Below are 16,450 nucleotides of genomic sequence, written 5' to 3'. Positions count from 1 at the left end.
CGGCATCTTCCTCTGGTCCGCCCGCTGATCCAAACGAAACCGCCTAGTCGCCACCCCTGTTGAGCCAGGCTTCGAGCGCGCCGTCGTCCTTCACCACGAGGTAGTCGTCCCTGCCGTCACCGTTCAGGTCGGCGAACTTGACCCGCTCCGGCGGGTATCCGGTGCCCATGGCTGTGCGCCCCCGGTACGACCATCTCCCGTCCCGGTCGTTGCGCCACTGCCGGACGCCGCCGATCTCGTCCAGCAGCAGGCGGTCGTCGTCTCCGTCACCGTCGAGGTCGGCGAAGCGGACGAGTTCGAAGTCGGTGACGCCGGGCACAGCCGGGGCCACCTGACCCAGAGGGGCCCATCCGCCGTCCAGTGCGCACTGGTCGGCGGCTTCGGCCTCGGGGCCGGTCATGGTGGAGGTCGTCCCTGCCGCGAGCAGGGACAGCGCGAGAAGGCAGCATCTGAGCCGCCGCGATGGAGTCGTGCCATCACGAGCCACGACGGCCTCGGGCAAGGACATGGACGGTCTCCTGGGGAGTGAGGGAACTCGCGTTCCGGACGGTGGTGGTGGGCCCGGACCGACGCCGGAGGTACCGGCGCCGGTCAGGCTCGGCTCGTCAGCCGTGACTGCCGCGGTGCGGCGAGCGCCTTCTCGCCCGCCGTGTCTGTCCGCACGGAGACCGCCCTGCCGAGGCTGCGTGTTCCGCCGCTGATGACGGCGGCCCGCGCGGCTGCCGGAGGGGGAACGGGGGCGGGACGGTCCGCGGCCATGTCCTCCACGGTGCACGGCCCCGGCGGGCGGAACCAGGGGATGTCATCCCCCGGGTCGGCGGCCGGGCCGGCCCCGGTCACGGTCCGGTGGCGGATCCCGTCAGGCGGCGCCAGGCGAGCAGTGAGCACAGGGCGAAACCCAGGGCGTTGCCCACGCCGTGGGTGGCGGCCGTCCAGGTCAGGGAGAGGTGGGGGAGGCCGGTGGCCTCGCCCAGGGCCCAGCTCAGGGCGAGGGCCATGGTCGCGACGAGCACCGCCGCCGAGACGGTGAGCAGCACACGGGTCGTGCGGTCGGCGCTGTCGGCTCGCGGTCCGCGCCAGACGGCGTACCCCACCAGCCACATTCCGGCGGTGAGCACGGCGGCCCCGACGAGTTCGGCCCAGTCGCCGAGGAAGTAGCCGACGAGGACGAGCAGGGTGCCGACCGGCACGCTCCACGCGGCGGACCGGGCCGCACGGCCGCCGTCGGCCCGGCAGACCAGGCCGGCGACCAGTGCGGCGGCGAACCCGGCGAAGTGGAAGTGCGGCACGGTCAGCGCCAGGATCGCGAGCTCGAAGCCGAACAGTTCGTACCCCGCGCGCTCGGCGACCAGAGCCACCCCGGCGACGGACGGCGCCGCCAGCGCGGTCAGGACGGCGACCTCGGCGGGCGCCAGGGACCGGGTGCGGGCCAGCCGGAGCGGGGCCTGCGCGGCGAGGACGGCGGTGGCCAGCGCGTACAGCACGGCCAGCGCGGTGGCGAGGCCACCGCGCGGCAGCCACAGGGCCACCGCCCCGGGGGCGGCGCCCAGCAGCCACCACGGACGCGCCCGGGCCGGTTCGGGACCGCCGACGAGCGCCAGCCCCATGGGCACGACGGCGAACATGCCCAGCATGACGACGAGGTTCACCAGCACGGTCAGAGCGGTCATGGCCAAGCCCCCCAGCAGCCGACTGGCACCGAGCCTAGGCCCCGCCCGGACCCGCCGTTCCTCCGGGGCGCCAGGGTTCCCCGGCCCTCAGCCTTCCCCGGCCCGCGCCGCCCCGGAGCGCTCCCGTCCGCCGAACCGGTGCCACCAGCGGCGGCGGGGCGGATGGACCGCGCGGCCCAGCCGGCGGCCGAGCAGCAGGTAGCCCAGGAGCGCGCCGGTGGTGTTCAGGATGACGTCGTCGATGTCGAACGCCCGGCCCGTGACGACCGCTCCCTGTACCAGCTCCACCATGGTCATCACCAGCACGGTCAGCGCGCCGATCCGCAGCAGTCCCCCCGCGCGCGGCCAGGCCACCGGCAGCAGCAGGCCGAAGGGCACGCCCAGCGCGATGTTCCCGCCGAGCTGTTTGAGGGTGTCGCGGAAGGCGGGCTGGGAGAGGTAGTCGCGGATGGAGTCGCCGGGCTGGAGATTGCTGTGCGTCAGCGGCTGGGAGGCGTACGAGGGGGTCAGGGTGAGCCGGGCGAGCACCACGGCGAACAGCACCGTCGCGGCCAGCGCCACCAGCATCACCAGCGCCCGCACCACCGGCGGCGGACCGGTGGGGGAGGGCGCGGTCGCGGACGTGTCGCCGTCCCCGTGCCGGCCGTCGGCCGGAGCGCGGTCCTTCCCCCTGGAGAGCGGGCTGAACCCCATTGCTTCCCCCCGGCGTGCTCGTCGTCGGTCCCGACGGCCTCGATCGGTCTGGCCGGTACGGCCGGTACCCGGCGGCACCGGCCGTACAGCCGACCGGATACCCGGGGTGAGGGGGCGTATGCGGGCCGGACACGGCCCGTGGGGGCACGTCCGGCCGCGTCCGGTTCCGGACGGTGTCCCGGTGTGCTCCCCGGCGGGCCGAGGGTGGCCGGAACGCACCCTTTACACCCGGCCACCGCGCTGCCAGCGTCAGGGCCCTGTCAGCGCGATCGGTCCGTACCAGGGCCGGTCGGTCCGACCGGCCGGGCGCGCGGCGTAGGGCGCGGCCGGCCATACGGGGGGAGCCGTCGTGCGATCAGTCCTGTCCCGCCTGCGTGTCAGAGCGCTCGTCCCGGTGGCCCTGGTCTCGGTCACCGTCGCGCTCCTGCCCTTACTGGATCCCGCCGCCGGGGACCGCGCCGCCCGGCCGTCCGCCCATCACACCGCACCCCCGCTCCTCCCGGCGGCCGCCATGGAACCGGCGGCCGAGGTGCTGCCCCGGTCCGGCTGGGAGGTCACCGCGAGCGACGAGGAGACGGCGGCGGAGGACGGCCGGGCGGCCAACGTCCTGGACGGCAACCCCGAGACCATCTGGCACAGCAGGTGGTCGGGCACGGCCGCGCCGCTGCCGCACAGCATCACCGTCGACATGGGCACCGTCCAGGTCGTCTCCGCCCTGGTCTACCGGCCGCGCGCCGACGGCCCCAACGGCCGGATCGGCACGTACACCGTCGACCTCAGCACCGACGGGCGGGACTGGGGCACACCGGTGGCCACCGGCACCCTGGCCGACGACGCCACCGTCAAGACGCTCGGCTTCGCCGCGCAGGGCGCCCGCTATGTGCGGCTGACGGCCACCAGCGAGGCGGGCGGGCGCGGCCCGTGGTCCTCGGCCGCCGAGATAGACCTGCTGGGCGACCCGGGGCGGCCGGCCGGAGTGGTGGACCTGCCCCGGTCCGGCTGGACGGCCACCGCGAGCGACGCGGAGACGGAAGGGGAGGACGGCCGGGCGGCCAACGTGCTGGACGGGAACGCGGAGACGATCTGGCACAGCAGGTGGTCGGGCACGGCCGCGCCGCTGCCGCACTCCATCACCGTCGACATGCACCGCGCCCAGACCGTCTCGGCGCTCACCTACCAGCCGCGCCGGGGCGGGGCCAACGGCCGGATCGGCGCGTACACCGTCACCACCAGCACCGACGGCACCACCTTCACGGACCCGGTGGCCACCGGCACCTGGCGGGACGACGACACCGTCAAGACCGCCACCTTCACCCGGCCGGTCACCGCCCGGTACGTCCGGCTGACGGCCACCAGCGAGGCGGGCGGGCGCGGCCCGTGGTCCTCGGCCGCCGAGATCCGCCTCGCCGGCCCGGCCGACCCCGCCCGGCACGGCTCCTGGGGCCCGCTGATCGGCTTCCCGCTCGTCCCGGTGGCCACCACCGTCCTGCCGGGCGACAAGCTGCTGGCCTGGTCGGCGTACGCCACCGACCGGTTCGGCGGCAGCAACGGCTACACCCAGACGGCCGTCCTGGACCTGCGGACCGGCGAGGTGAGCAGACGGCGGGTGGACAACACCGGGCACGACATGTTCTGTCCCGGCACCGCGGTCCTCGCCGACGGCCGGGTGCTGGTCACCGGCGGCAGCAACGCGGACCGCGCCAGCCTGTACGACCCGCGCACCGACACCTGGTCCGCCACCGACCGGATGAACATCCCCCGCGGCTACCAGGCCATGACCCCACTGTCCACCGGCGACGTCTTCGTGCTGGGCGGCTCCTGGAGCGGTGACGCGGCGCAGGACAAGAACGGCGAGGTGTGGTCCGCGGACACCGAGACCTGGCGCGAGCTGCCCGGCGTGCCCGTCACCGGCACCATGACCGCCGACCCGGCCGGTCCCTACCGGGCCGACAACCACCAGTGGCTGTACGCCACCTCGGGCGGCCGCGTCCTGCACCTGGGCCCCAGCCGGCAGATGAACTGGATCGACACCGCCGGCGACGGGTCGGTCACCCCGGCCGGGAACCGTGCCGACAGCCAGGACGCCATGAACGGCAACGCGGTCTCCTACGACATCGGCAAGCTCCTCACCCTCGGCGGCGCCACCGCCTACGAGAACGTCACCGCCACCAGCCGCGCCCACACCGTCGACGTCAGCGGCGGCGGACAGCCCGTCAGCCGCCGCACCGGCGGCATGGCGCAGCCCCGCGCCTTCGCCAACAGCGTCGTCATGCCGGACGGGAAGGTGGCCGTCTTCGGCGGGCAGCACCGTCCCGTCCCCTTCAGCGACGCCACCTCGGTGCTGACTCCGGAGATCTGGGATCCGGCCACCGGCGAGTTCACCGAGCTGGCCACCATGGCGGTGCCGCGCAACTACCACAGCGTCGCCAACCTGCTGCCCGACGGCCGGATCTTCTCCGGCGGCGGCGGGCTGTGCGGCGACTGCGCCACCAACCACTTCGACGGGGCGGTCTTCACCCCGCCCTACCTGCTCGACCCCGACGGCACGCCGAAGCCGCGGCCGGTCATCACCGGATCCGTGCCCGCCGAACTGGAGCACGGCACGACGGTGACGGTGACGACCGACAAGCCGGTCACCGCCTTCTCGCTGGTGCGCACCGGGGCGGCCACCCACTCGGTCGACAACGACCAGCGGCGCGTGCCGCTGGAGTTCCGGGCCACCGGAGGCAGCAGTTACGCACTGGACGTCCCCGACGACCCCGGGGTGGCCCTGCCCGGCCGGTACATGCTGTTCGCGCTGGACGCCGACGGGGTGCCCAGCGTGGCCCGGCAGGTCACCGTCGGGCGGCCGTGACCACCCGGTGGGGGCGGCGCGCCGCCCCCACCGGACCGGTACGGTGACCGCATGTTCGACCCACAGGGCCCGACCCTCCGCGAACTGACCGTGCAGGCGCTGTCATCCGTCGAGCGCGGCTACGACCTGCTCGCGCCGAAGTTCGACCGGACCCCGTTCCGGACCCCGGAGAAGGTGCTGGACGCGGTGGTGGACACGCTGCGGCCGCTCGGGCCGTTCGAGTCGGGGCTGGACGTCTGCTGCGGCACCGGCGCGGGCATGGGCGTCCTCGCCCGGCTGTGCGAACGGCGGATCACCGGGGTGGACTTCAGCGCGGGCATGCTCGCCGCGGCCCGGTCCGCCCACCCGGGCGTGCCGGGAGGTCCGGCGGTGCACTGGGTGCGCGCCGACGCCCTGCGGCTGCCCTTCGTACCGGCCTTCGACCTGGCCGTCAGCTTCGGGGCGTTCGGCCACTTCCTGCCCGAACAGCGGCCCGCGCTGTTCGCGCGGGTCCACGCGGCGCTGCGGCCCGGCGGCCGGTTCGCCTTCCCCGTCGGGGCGCCGCCGCGGATCGGCTCGGCGCTCTACTGGACGCTGTGGGGCTTCGACGCCGCGATGCGGGTGCGCAACGCGCTGTGGCGCCCGCCCTTCGTCATGTACTACCGCACCTTCCGGCTCCCCGAGGTGCGCCGGGAGCTGGCCGGGGCGGGGTTCGCGGTGGAGACCCTGCCGCTGGAGGACCTGGGTCGGCGGCCGGACGGCAGCCCCCGTGCCCGGCTCGTCGTGGCCCGGCGGGAGTGAGCGGGCCCGGGCAGCCGCGCGGGCAGGATCCGCTGCCCGTACGACGGTCCGGAAAGCAGCCCGGAGGCGTGCCGTACGCCCGGTCGCGACCGGGCTACTGCCTAAACTGATCAACGCAGTTGTTCTTTCTTCCACTCGTCGCCCATATCACCGGGAGTGATCACGATGGCAACCATCCGTACGGCCAAGACCCACTGGGAGGGCAACCTGATGGAGGGCAAGGGCACCGTCGCCCTCGAGTCCTCCAGGATCGGCACCTACGACGTGAGCTGGCCCGCCCGTGCCGAGGAGCCCGGTGGCAGGACCAGCCCCGAGGAGCTCATCGCCGCGGCCCACTCCTCCTGCTACTCCATGGCCTTCTCCCACGGCCTGGCGGGCAAGGGCTACACCGTGGAGAAGGTCGACACCCAGGCCGACGTCACCTTCCAGCCGGGTGAGGGCATCACCGGCATCAAGCTGACCGTCCGCGCCACCGTCCCGGGACTGTCCGAGGAGGACTTCCAGGCCGCCGCCCAGGACGCCAAGGCCAACTGCCCGGTCAGCCAGGCCCTGGCCGGGGTCAAGAACATCACCCTGGACGCCCAGCTGGTCTGAGGCCGCAACGGCGTGACGACGGCGCGGCGCCGGTACGCGGCCGGCCCGGCGCCGCGCCGGTTCCGCACAAGGGTCCGTCGCCCCACCGGCGCTTCCGGTGGGGCGACGGACCCTTTCGGCTCTCAGCCGGAGCGGCGCCCGAGCTCGACGACGGCGTCCAGCACGGTCGCGGGCTCCCCGTCGGGGCCGGTCACCTCGCGCGGCCGGTCCTCGCACAGCAGCGTCTCCCACTCCTCCTCCGGCAGCCCGAGCGCCTCCCGGGTCTCCCCGGCGGTGGGCAGCTCCACCTTCCGCTGGTGCTCGTCCGCCCTCGGCGGAGGTCCGGCGTGCCCGACGACCAGCAGCACCCCGCCCGGCGCGACGGCCGCCGCGGCGGTGCGCAGGATCTCCGCCCGGGGCAGTCCGACGGGGTCGGGGGAGTGGAGGAGTGGGTGGAGACCAGGTCGAAGGGGCCTTCGGGGAAGGACTCGGCCAGGTCGTGCCGCTGCCAGTCGATCCGGTCGGCGACACCCGCGTCCCGGGCGTGCCGGGCGCCGCGGTCGAGGGCGACCTGCGAGACGTCGACGGCGGTGACCCGCCAGCTCCGCTCGGCGAGCCAGATCGCGTCGGCGCCCTCGCCGCAGCCCAGGTCCAGGGCCCGGCCCGGGGGCAGCCCGGCCGCCTCGCGGACCAGTGCGGCGTTGGGCCGGCCGCTCCAGACCCGCTCCTCCGCGCCGTATAAGGAGTCTCAGAACTCCCCGGCCCCGGTCCCGGCCCCGGTGTCGGCCGCCGCCGGGGGCGCGCCCGCGGCGCGGCGGGCCGCGACGGCCCGGCCGGTCTCCTCGGCGATCAGGTCGGCGTTGATCGCCGCGCCGGCGCGTACGCCCGCGGCGGCGGAACCGACGACCTGCTCGGTCGGCGAGGTGACATTGCCGGCCGCCCACACCCCGGGTACGGCGGTCGCCCCGGTGGGGTCGGCGGGGATCGCCGTGCCGATCACCTGGCCGCCCACCTCCTGCTCGGCCGGCTTCAGCCCGAGCCCGTCGAGGAAGTCCGCACGGGCGGTCAGCCGTGTGGCGGTGGCCAGCGCCCGCCGGGGAACGGTCCGGCCACCGGCCAGCCGTACCCCGGTGAGACGGTCGCCGGTCACCTCCAGTCCGGTCACCTCGCCGTCGACGACGGAGACGCCGCGGGCGGCGAGCTTCTCGTACTCCTCGTCCCCGAACTCCGGCGCGGTGTGCCGGAAGAGCGTCACATCCTCGCTCCACTGCCGCCACAGCAGGGCCTGGTGGACCGCCAGCGGCCCGGTGGCCAGCACGCCGATCGGCGTGTCGCGCACCTCCCAGCCGTGGCAGTACGGGCAGTGCAGCACGTCGCGGCCCCAGCGCTCGGCCAGGCCCGGCACCGGGGGAAGCTCGTCGACCAGGCCGGTGGTCACCAGCAGCCGGGCGGCCTCGACGACGGCACCGCCGTCGAGGACGAGCCGGAAGCCCCCCGGCCCCCGGCGCCCGGCGGCCACCACGGTGCCCGTGGTGATCTCGCCGCCGTAGCCGGTCACCTCCGCGCGGGCGGTGGCCAGCAGCTGTGCGGGAGGGGTGCCCTCGTGCCCCGGGTAGACGTGGACGCCGTCCGCCGGGGCGTTGCGCGGTGCCCCGGAATCGATCACCAGTACCGAGCGCCGCGCCCGGGTCAGGGCCAGCGCCCCGCCCAGTCCTGCGGCGCCTCCTCCGACGACCGCCACGTCGTAGCGGCGCTGCGCGTCCCCGGCGGCGGCCGGGGAGCGGTGGCTGTGTGCCGTCATGCTCCACCTCATCGGTTCTCGTGTGCCGTGTCCCGTCTCCCGGGCTCACCGGAAGCCTCGCTCCGGGCAGCCCTCTGCGACAAGAAACCTTGCCGGAACGGCAAGATGGACGGAGGGACAGGGCGCCGACGGCAGGTCCGAAAGCGCCGTAGCGCTCCGCCGCCGACCCGTGCTTCACTCCCTGTGACACGGCTCACAGGGGTCCCGTCCGGCCCCGGACGTCCGTGCCCACCCCCCACATCACGGCGCGCTCGCGTCCCCGAAGGAGAAGCTCCATGTCACCTCCCGCGCGGCACACAGCGGAAGACGGCGCCCCTTTAGCGGCGTCCCGAAGAGGATTCCTGCGCGGCTCGGCCGCGGCCGGCGCGGCGGCCGGTGCCCTGCTGCGCGGTGCGCCGCCGGCCGCCGCGGCGCCCGCGGCCCGGCCGGAGGCCGCCGCCCCGGAGTATCCCGTCGAGGTGGTGTTCACCCTCAACGGAGAGCGCCGGACCCTGAGCGTCGATCCCCGCACCACCCTGCTGGACGCCCTGCGGGAGCAGCTGGGCACCACCGGCCCGAAGAAGGGCTGCGACCGCGGCCAGTGCGGTGCCTGCACCGTGCAGGACGGCGGCCGGCCCGTACTGGCGTGCCTGACGCTGGCCGCCGCCGCACGGGACAGGGAGATCACCACCGTCGAGGGCCTGGCCCGGGGCGAGGAACTGCACCCCGTGCAGGAGGCTTTCATCGACCGCGACGCCTTCCAGTGCGGGTTCTGCACCTCCGGCCAGCTCATGTCCGCCGCCGCGCTGGTCGACAGCGGCCGCACCGCCGGGGACGGCGAGATCCGCGAGTACATGTCCGGCAACCTGTGCCGCTGCGCGGCCTACCCCAACATCGTCGACGCCGTCCGGCAGGCCATGGAGCGGGGAGGCGGGCGAGGATGAGGGAGTTCGTCTACACGGCGCCCGCCACCACCGAGCAGGCGCTCGACGGGGCCGGGGAGGACACCGCGTTCCTCGCCGGCGGCACCACACTGGTCGACCTGATGAAGCTCGGGGTGACGTCCCCGGCGCGGGTCCTGGACATCAACGCCCTTCCGCTGCGCGGCATCCGGGCCGACGACGGCGGGCTGCGCGTCGGCGCCCTGGAGAGGATGGCCGACGTCGCCGGACACCCGCGGGTGACGGCGGACTACCCGGTGCTCGCCCAGGCCCTGCGGGGCGCCTCCCAGCAGATCCGCAACATGGCGAGCATGGGCGGCAACCTGCTCCAGCGGACCCGGTGCGACTACTTCCGCGACACCGGCTCCCGGTGCAACAAGCGGCAGCCGGGCAGCGGCTGTCCGGCCGTCACCGGCGCCAACCGCACCCACGCCGTCCTGGGCACCAGCGACGCCTGCGTGGCCACCCACCCCAGCGACGCGGCCGTCGCCCTCGTCGCCCTGGACGCCTCGGTCCGGCTGCTGGGCCGGGGCGGGGAGCGCACGGTGCGCCTGGCGGACTTCTACCGGCTGCCCGGCGCCACCCCCCACCTGGAGAACGTGCTGGAGCCGGGCGAGCTGCTCGCCGAGATCGTCGTCCCCGCGCTGCCGTGGGCGACCCGTTCGGCCTACCTCAAGATCAGTGACCGGCAGTCGTACGCGTTCGCCCTGGCCTCCGCCGCCGTGGCCCTGGAACTGGACGGGAACACCGTGTCCCGGGCCCGGATCGCGGTGGGCGGGGTGGGCACCAGGCCGTGGCGGCTGCCGGCGGTCGAGGCGGAACTCACCGGCCGTCCGGCCACCGAGGAGAGCTACGCGCGGGCGGCTGCGCTCGCCGTCGAGGGGGCCCGGCCGCTGAGCGGCAACCGCTTCAAGACCACCCTTGTCCAACGCGCCCTGGTACGGGCCCTGCTGACCCTGGGAGGCTGAGATGGCCAGGAGGAAGGCGCTCGGCGCCCCCGTCGACCGGGTGGACGGCAGGCTCAAGGTCACCGGCGCGGCCGACTACGCCATGGACCGGCTCCCGGCCCGCACCGCCCACGGATACGTCGTCGTCAGCACGGTGGCCAGCGCCACCATCACGGCCGTGGACACCCGGGCGGCCACCGGGACCCCGGGAGTCCTGGGCGTCTACACGCCCTTCAACCCGCTGCGCATCCTCCCCCAGGGCGCGATGGGCCCGGCGTGGGCACCCCTGCAGGACAAGGAGGTCGCCTTCCACGGGCAGCCGGTCGGCTTCGTCGTCGCGGAGAGCTTCGAACTGGCCCGGGAGGCGGCCGGGACGATCAGGTTCGACTACGCGGAGCGGGCCCCCGCCCACTCCCTGGAGGACGACCTCTCCCGGGCGCAGGCACCCCGGAACGTCAGCGGGGAGCCGGCCGTGGTCACCATCCTCGCCGACGGGGTCCCCACCATCGACCGGGCCCTGGAGAGCAGCGAGGTCACCGTCTCGGCCACCTACCGCACCGCCGCGCAGAACCACGCGGCGATGGAGCCCCACTCGGCCGTGGCCGTCTGGGAGAACGACCGGATGACGGTCCACAGCAGCACCCAGGGACCGGCGTTCCTGGCGGGGGACATCGCCGCGGCACTGGGGCTGCAGACCTCCCAGGTGCGCGCCGTCAGTCCGTACATCGGCGGGGCCTTCGGCGGGAAGTTCTACACCTACGCGCAGACCAGGCTCGCCGCGGCCGCCGCGCGGGAGCTGGGCCGCCCGGTGAAGGTGGCCCTCACCCGCGAACAGGTCTTCACCGCGACCGCGGGCCGCCCCGAGACCCGGCAGACGGTCGCGCTGGGGGCCCGCCGGGACGGCACCCTCACCGCGGTCAAGCACCACTCCTGGTCGAGCGCGTCGCCGGGGTCGACCACCGTCGAGGCCGCCGCGCACACCACCTCGCGCCGCTGGTACGCCTCGCCGAACATCGAGGTCAGTGCCAAGTACGTGCCGCTGAACGTCCCCGAGGCCACCATCATGCGGGCCCCGGGGGAGGCCCCCGGCTCCTTCGCGCTGGAGAGCGCCATGGACGAGCTCGCGGTGAAGCTCGGGATGGACCCGGTGGAGCTGCGCGTCAGGAACCACGCGGACACCGAGCCGGGCAGCGGCCGGCCCTGGTCGAGCAAGCACCTGCTGGAGTGCTACCGCACCGGAGCCGAGCGCTTCGGCTGGAACGGCCGCGACCGCACACCGGGCGGGACGGTCGACGGCGACTGGTACGTCGGCACCGGCATGGCCACCGCCTCCTTCCCGGCCTACCGCTTCCAGGCCACCATGAAGGTCCGCTTCCGGGCGGACGGCACCGCCGCCGTCTCCGGCTCCACCGCCGACCTGGGCACCGGCATGTGGACGGTGCTGTCGGTGGTCGGCGCGCAGGCGCTGGGCATCCCGGCGCAGCGCGTCCGGCCCGACCTGGGCGACTCGGAGCTGTCGGCGGCCGGGTTCGTCGGCGGCTCCTCGGGCACCGCCACCGTCTCCGCCGCGATCCTGGCGGCGGCGGAGAACGCCAGGAAGGCGCTGATCGACCTGGCGGTGCGGGACGCCCGCTCCCCGTTCAACGGCATGGACCCCGGCCAGGTGCGCTATGAGAACGGCAGGCTCACCGCGTCCGGCCGCAGCGAGGACTTCGGTTCGCTGCTCGCGGCGGTCGGCCGGGACGGCGTCGAGGCCGAGGGGTCCTCGGGAGTCCCGGGGCCCGAGGCGCAGCGCTACGCCTCCGCCTCCTTCGGAGCCCAGTTCTGCGAGGTGCGGGTGAACCGGTGGACCTCCGAGATCCGGGTGTCGCGGCTGCTGTCGGTGATGGACGTGGGCACCGTCGTCAACCCCAAGACGGCCCGCGGCCAGATCCTCGGCGGGATGATCTGGGGGGTGTCCGCGGCGCTCCACGAGGGCCTCCGCGCCGACAGCGGCGGACGCTGGGGCAACGCCTCCTTCGCCGACTACCTGATCCCGGTGAACGCCGACATCCCCGAGGTGGAGGTGCACTTCCTGAACCACCCCGACACGGTGCACCACCCGCTGGGCATCCGGGGGGCCGGCGAGATCGGCACCGTGGGCATGGCGGCGGCGGTCGCCAACGCCGTCCACCACGCCACCGGAAAACGTGTCAGGGAGCTGCCCATCACCCTGGACAAGCTGCTGGGCTGACCGCCGGCGCCGTCCGCGGTCCCGGGAACGCGGGAGCCCCGGAGGCGGCGGACGGGTCGGCTTCGAGGGCCGGGCGGAGCTGCTCCGCCCGGCCTGCGGCCTGATCCGGAACGCCGCGCCGGAGACCGGCGCCGTCCTCGTCTCCGACCGGAGGGAACCCCACTTCGGCCTCTCCGCGGTCAGGCATCCGGCCTCCCGCCATGTCCCGTCTGCTGAGGCGTCCCGCCGCCGGGCCGGGCCCGTCCGGTCCGCCGGCGCGCCCGGCGGCCGGGTCAGGACCGGTCCGACGCGTCGCCGGAGCCGGGCTCGGCCGTCTTCCGGTGGCCGGCGGCCTTGAGCCGGTCGGGCAGGACGGCGTTGGCCCGGGCCTGGGCACGGGACTTCACCGAGCCGGCGAGCTTCTTCTCCTCGCCCGCCATCAGGGCCTCGAAGCCCTGCCGGGCGACCAGCGCCGGATCGTCCGTGGCCATCTCGGCCAGCTTGGTGTCCTCCAGGTCGCCCCGGCGGAAGAAGTCGGTGTCGGTGGGCCCCGGCATCAGCGAGGTGACCGTCACCCCGGTGTCCTTCAGCTCGCTGCGGACGGCCTCGGCGAAGGACTGCAGGAAGGACTTCGAGGCGTTGTAGACCGCCTGGAAGGGGCCGGGCATGGTGGACGCGATGGACGAGGTGATCAGCAGCCTGCCCTCGCCGCGGGCGGCCATGTCGGTCAGCAGCCGTTTGGCCAGGTGCACGGTGGAGGTGATGTTGAGGTCGATGATGTCGAGCTCGTCGGCCAGATCGGTGTCGGTGAACGCGCCGCCCTGTCCCACTCCGGCGTTGAGGGCGGCGGCGGCCACCGGCCGTCCCGTCGCGGTGACGGCCGACCACAGCCGCTCGACCTCGTCGTAGCCGCGCAGGTCCGCCCGGACGAGAAGGACGTCGGTACCCGCCACGCGCAGCTCTTCGGCGGCGTCCGCCAGCCGGTCGTCCTCGGCGTTGACCACCAGGTCGAAGCCGTGCTCGGCGAACTGCCGGGCGAGTTCGAGGCCGATGCCGCTGGAGGCCCCGGTGACCAGGGCCAGGGGGCGGGTGCCGTTGGTGTGGTATTCGCTCATGGGTACCCGGGTATCCCGCAGCGGCCCTCCCTCACCTCCCGTCCCGCTTTCCGCCCGCGCCGCGCCCGCGCGGGCCCGGCTCCCCGGCCCGCGCGGGCGCGGTGTGCGTACCGCGCGTCCGCGGTCAGAAGTCGTCGGGCGTACGGATGCGGTCCCGGATCCACACCCCGGCCTCCTTCAGGGACGACGTCCCGGCCCAGCCGGAGTCCGCGGCGCAGGTGCCCGGCCGGAAGACCGCCCCGGAGCGGTGGTCGTCGGAGAAGTTCCAGTTGACCCAGCTGATCTTCTTCTGCTCCATCAGGTCCAGGTAGCGCTGTGCCATGGCGAAGTCGTTGGCTCCCTCGCCGCTGTAGTCCTGGGTGCCGAACTCGGTGACGAACACCGGCAGCCGGTCGGCCGCCCGGGAGAGGGTCGCCAGGTACTCCTCCCGGTGCGAGGCGGCGTAGAAGTGGAAGGTGTACATGATGTTGTCGGCGCGCACCGGAGCGTCGACGATCTCCTGTTCGTCCGCGCCCTCGGAGACGCCGAGCGAGGACCAGGCCCGGGTGCCGACCAGGACGACGCCGTCCGGGTCCCGGTCGCGGATGACCGGGACGACCTGCTCGGCGTAGTCCCGGATCCGGTTCCAGCCCACCCCGTTGGGCTCGTTGGCGATCTCGTAGAGGACGTTGGGCCGGTCCCGGTGGCGCTCGGCGATCTCGGCGAAGAAGGTCCGGGCGCGCTCCAGGTTGTGGTGCGGGTCGCCGGGGCTGAGCATGTGCCAGTCGACGATCACGTACAGCCCGCGGTCGCTGGCCTGCTCCACGATCCGGTGGACGAGGTCGGTGAAGCGCCGGGGGTCGGTCTCGTAGCCGTCCTCCTGGACGTAGGTGGACACCCGGAGCACGTCCGCGCGCCAGTCGGTCGCCAGGGCGTCCAGGGATCCGTCGGTCACGCACTGGGCGTACCACTGGGTGCCGTGGGTGCTCATGCCGCGCAACTGGACGGCGGTGCCGTGGCTGTTGCAGAGCCGGACGCCGCAGACCTCCAGGGGGCCGTTGGCCGCGACGGGGGAGCCGGGCGGCGCGGTGGCCGCACCGGCGCCGGGCGGGGCGGCGGCGGTGGTGCCGGCCCCGGCGGTGGGGGCGAGGGCGAGCAGGGCGCCGAGCAGGGCGGTCGAGGTGAGCGCCGCCATGGCGGTCGGCAGGGACCTGACACGGAATCGGGGAGAAGCGGGCATCGCTGACTGCTCCTTGGCCGAGCGTTGTGGGGGAGGTGCTTCGGTCAGACCAGCAGGTAACCGTCAGTTAGGTTTCCTGTCAATGGGGGCGGAGGTTCCCGGGGGAGCGGTCGGCGGTCCGGCCCGTAACCGTCCCGAAGGGGCGGTGGTGAACCGGGCATGCCGCGAGACCTCCCGAAAGGGCTGTTCGGAACGGGTGCCCCGGGGGCGGTGACGGGAGAATCCGGCGGTCCGCCGTACGCGCGGATGCTCCCCGCGGTGGTCCTGGCACCGGGTGCCGCCGTCGCACAGCGCCGTGCGCGGCGCATCCGGGTGGTGCGGAGAAGCGGGGGAGGTGCGTACACCACCCGCTCCGCCCGCGGACCGTGTGCCCGGCGCACCTGGCCGGTCCGGGACCGCTTCCGCACGCTTGTCCCAGTGCCGGAAGCCGACTACCCCAAGGAGAGAGGATGAGCGCCGTCCTGCACGCGACGCGCAACGACGCACGGAACGCGCAGGTCAGCCGCCTGGTGGCGGCTCATGAGAATGTGCTCGCGGAACTCGGTTCCGCGCTGTTCGTCTCCCTTCCCCGCAGCGACCAGCGGCGCAGGGGAATGGAGTACCTCCAGGGGCTGCTGGGCGCCCGGGGGCGCAAGACCATCCGCAACATAGCGGCGGTGACCGGTGGCCGGGCGGCCGAGCAGAGCCTGCACCACTTCGTCTCCGGCTCCCCCTGGGACTGGGCCCCGGTCCGCCGCGCGCTGGCCCGCCACGTGACGGACACCGCGCCGCCGACGGCATGGGTGGTGCGCTCCATGACGATTCCGAAGGCCGGGGAGAACTCGGTCGGTGTGGAACGGCGCTACGTCCCCTCACTGGGCCAGATCATGAACGCGCAGCAGGCCTTCGGCGTGTGGGCCGTCTCCGACCGGGTGAGCGTGCCCGTCAACTGGCGCCTGCACCTCCCCCCGGCCTGGCTGGGCGACGGTGAGCGGCGCAGCAGGGCCGCCATCCCCGAGGACCTCTCCCCGGAGACGCCGGCCGACTGCGCGGCCCGCGCCTATCTGGAGATGGCCGGAAGCTGGGGCCTGCCGGTGCGGCCCGTCGTGGCGGACCTCCAGGACGTGGACACGCCGGTCCTGGTCGGCCTGTTCCGTGCGGCCCGCGCGCCGTTCCTGGTCCGGGTGGGCGGCGGTGTCCGGCTGTGGGCGGCCGACCCCGCCCTGCGCGTGCGCGGCCGGCGGCTGCCGTGCCACCAGATCATGCGGGAGGCCAGGGACATGCGGCGTCCGGTGATCTGGCGCGACCCCGGACTGCCGGGGGGAGCCCGCCACGGCTTCGCCGCGGCGGTGCGGGTCGGCACCTCCCCGTGTCCGGTGCGCGCGGGCCGTCCCGCGGCGCGGGGCGAACTGCTGCTGCTGGCGGTGGGCGGGGTGGGACGGTCCTGGCCCGGGGAACTGTGGCTCACCGACCTGGTGTCCGCCTCCCCCGCCGAACTGCTGCGTCTGACGAAGACCGTCCGCCGGGTGGACCGGGACTTCTCCGAGATCGCCGAACGGGTGGGCCTGCGGGACTACACGGGCCGTTCCTTCGGCGGGTGGCACCGGCACATCACCCTGGCGTCGGCCGCCCACGCCGTCGCCGCGCTGGGCGGGGTTCCCGAGTACCGGGAGGCATGCTGACCCGC

The 16,450-nt window shown here is 74.6% G+C and carries 13 protein-coding genes and 1 pseudogene; 7 read left to right on the top strand and 7 right to left on the bottom strand.

Translation table 11 applies throughout. The features are described 5' to 3' along the window. Positions 1-43 precede the first annotated feature (43 nt). The 3 genes from V1L54_RS12270 to V1L54_RS12260 form a co-directional block, all read right to left on the bottom strand. A complete protein-coding gene (locus V1L54_RS12270; RefSeq protein WP_330117975.1) occupies positions 44-508 on the bottom strand; it encodes an FG-GAP repeat domain-containing protein in 465 nt (154 codons plus the stop codon). 328 nt (positions 509-836) lie between these two features. Next, the gene (locus V1L54_RS12265; protein WP_330117988.1) at positions 837-1,661 is read right to left on the bottom strand and encodes a YndJ family protein; all 825 of its coding nucleotides are present in this window, start codon (positions 1,659-1,661) and stop codon (positions 837-839) included. A gap of 96 nt (positions 1,662-1,757) precedes the next feature. Next, the gene (locus V1L54_RS12260) at positions 1,758-2,363 is read right to left on the bottom strand and encodes a VanZ family protein (protein WP_330117974.1); all 606 of its coding nucleotides are present in this window, start codon (positions 2,361-2,363) and stop codon (positions 1,758-1,760) included. Between the two features lie 349 nt (positions 2,364-2,712). On the opposite strand from V1L54_RS12260, the gene V1L54_RS12255 reads away from it, so the two are divergent. From V1L54_RS12255 to V1L54_RS12245, 3 genes are all read left to right on the top strand, one after another. Further along, the gene (locus V1L54_RS12255) at positions 2,713-5,217 is read left to right on the top strand and encodes a galactose oxidase family protein (protein WP_330117973.1); all 2,505 of its coding nucleotides are present in this window, start codon (positions 2,713-2,715) and stop codon (positions 5,215-5,217) included. A 51-nt stretch (positions 5,218-5,268) separates the two neighbouring features. Continuing rightward, positions 5,269-5,997 (top strand): class I SAM-dependent methyltransferase, encoded by a 729-nt coding sequence (locus tag V1L54_RS12250; protein WP_330117972.1) that lies wholly within the window; start codon positions 5,269-5,271, stop codon positions 5,995-5,997. 165 nt (positions 5,998-6,162) lie between these two features. After that, on the top strand, positions 6,163-6,591 hold the full coding sequence (locus tag V1L54_RS12245; RefSeq protein WP_330117971.1) for an OsmC family protein: 429 nt from the start codon (positions 6,163-6,165) through the stop codon (positions 6,589-6,591). Between the two features lie 122 nt (positions 6,592-6,713). Here the strand turns inward: V1L54_RS12245 and V1L54_RS12240 are convergent. Both V1L54_RS12240 and V1L54_RS12235 read right to left on the bottom strand, forming a co-directional pair. Then, positions 6,714-7,318: pseudogene (locus V1L54_RS12240) on the bottom strand (SAM-dependent methyltransferase); the annotation flags it as partial. Further along, positions 7,319-8,371, bottom strand: coding sequence for an NAD(P)/FAD-dependent oxidoreductase (locus tag V1L54_RS12235; protein ID WP_330117970.1), 1,053 nt, complete (start codon positions 8,369-8,371; stop codon positions 7,319-7,321). It lies immediately after the preceding pseudogene. 275 nt (positions 8,372-8,646) lie between these two features. Here V1L54_RS12235 and V1L54_RS12230 point away from each other — a divergent pair, with 275 nt between their 5' ends. The 3 genes from V1L54_RS12230 to V1L54_RS12220 are packed head-to-tail and all read left to right on the top strand — an operon-like array spanning position 8,647 to position 12,471. Next, entirely contained in the window at positions 8,647-9,294 is a 648-nt protein-coding gene (locus tag V1L54_RS12230) for a (2Fe-2S)-binding protein (RefSeq protein ID WP_330117969.1), read from the top strand. Further along, entirely contained in the window at positions 9,291-10,259 is a 969-nt protein-coding gene (locus tag V1L54_RS12225) for an FAD binding domain-containing protein (RefSeq protein WP_330117968.1), read from the top strand. The genes V1L54_RS12230 and V1L54_RS12225 overlap by 4 nt, the downstream gene beginning before the upstream one ends. A 1-nt stretch (position 10,260) precedes the next feature. Continuing rightward, positions 10,261-12,471, top strand: a complete 2,211-nt coding sequence (locus V1L54_RS12220) for a xanthine dehydrogenase family protein molybdopterin-binding subunit (RefSeq protein WP_330117967.1) — start codon at positions 10,261-10,263, stop codon at positions 12,469-12,471. A gap of 272 nt (positions 12,472-12,743) precedes the next feature. Here the strand turns inward: V1L54_RS12220 and V1L54_RS12215 are convergent, their stop codons facing one another. Continuing rightward, on the bottom strand, positions 12,744-13,565 hold the full coding sequence (locus tag V1L54_RS12215) for an SDR family NAD(P)-dependent oxidoreductase (RefSeq protein WP_330117966.1): 822 nt from the start codon (positions 13,563-13,565) through the stop codon (positions 12,744-12,746). Positions 13,566-13,689: 124 nt separating this feature from the next. Further along, positions 13,690-14,784 carry a glycoside hydrolase family 5 protein gene (locus tag V1L54_RS12210; protein ID WP_330117965.1) on the bottom strand — a complete coding sequence of 365 codons (1,095 nt, stop codon included), beginning with the start codon at positions 14,782-14,784 and terminating at the stop codon, positions 13,690-13,692. A 449-nt stretch (positions 14,785-15,233) separates the two neighbouring features. Here V1L54_RS12210 and V1L54_RS12205 point away from each other — a divergent pair, with 449 nt between their 5' ends. Then, positions 15,234-16,445: an IS701 family transposase gene (locus tag V1L54_RS12205; protein ID WP_330117964.1), complete on the top strand. Its 1,212-nt coding sequence runs from the start codon at positions 15,234-15,236 to the stop codon at positions 16,443-16,445. The last annotated feature ends 5 nt before the right edge of the window (positions 16,446-16,450 follow it).

It is taken from the genome of Streptomyces rubellus, from assembly GCF_036323805.1.
Lineage (GTDB): Bacteria > Actinomycetota > Actinomycetes > Streptomycetales > Streptomycetaceae > Streptomyces.
This window is presented reverse-complemented; position numbering and strand designations above follow the sequence as displayed.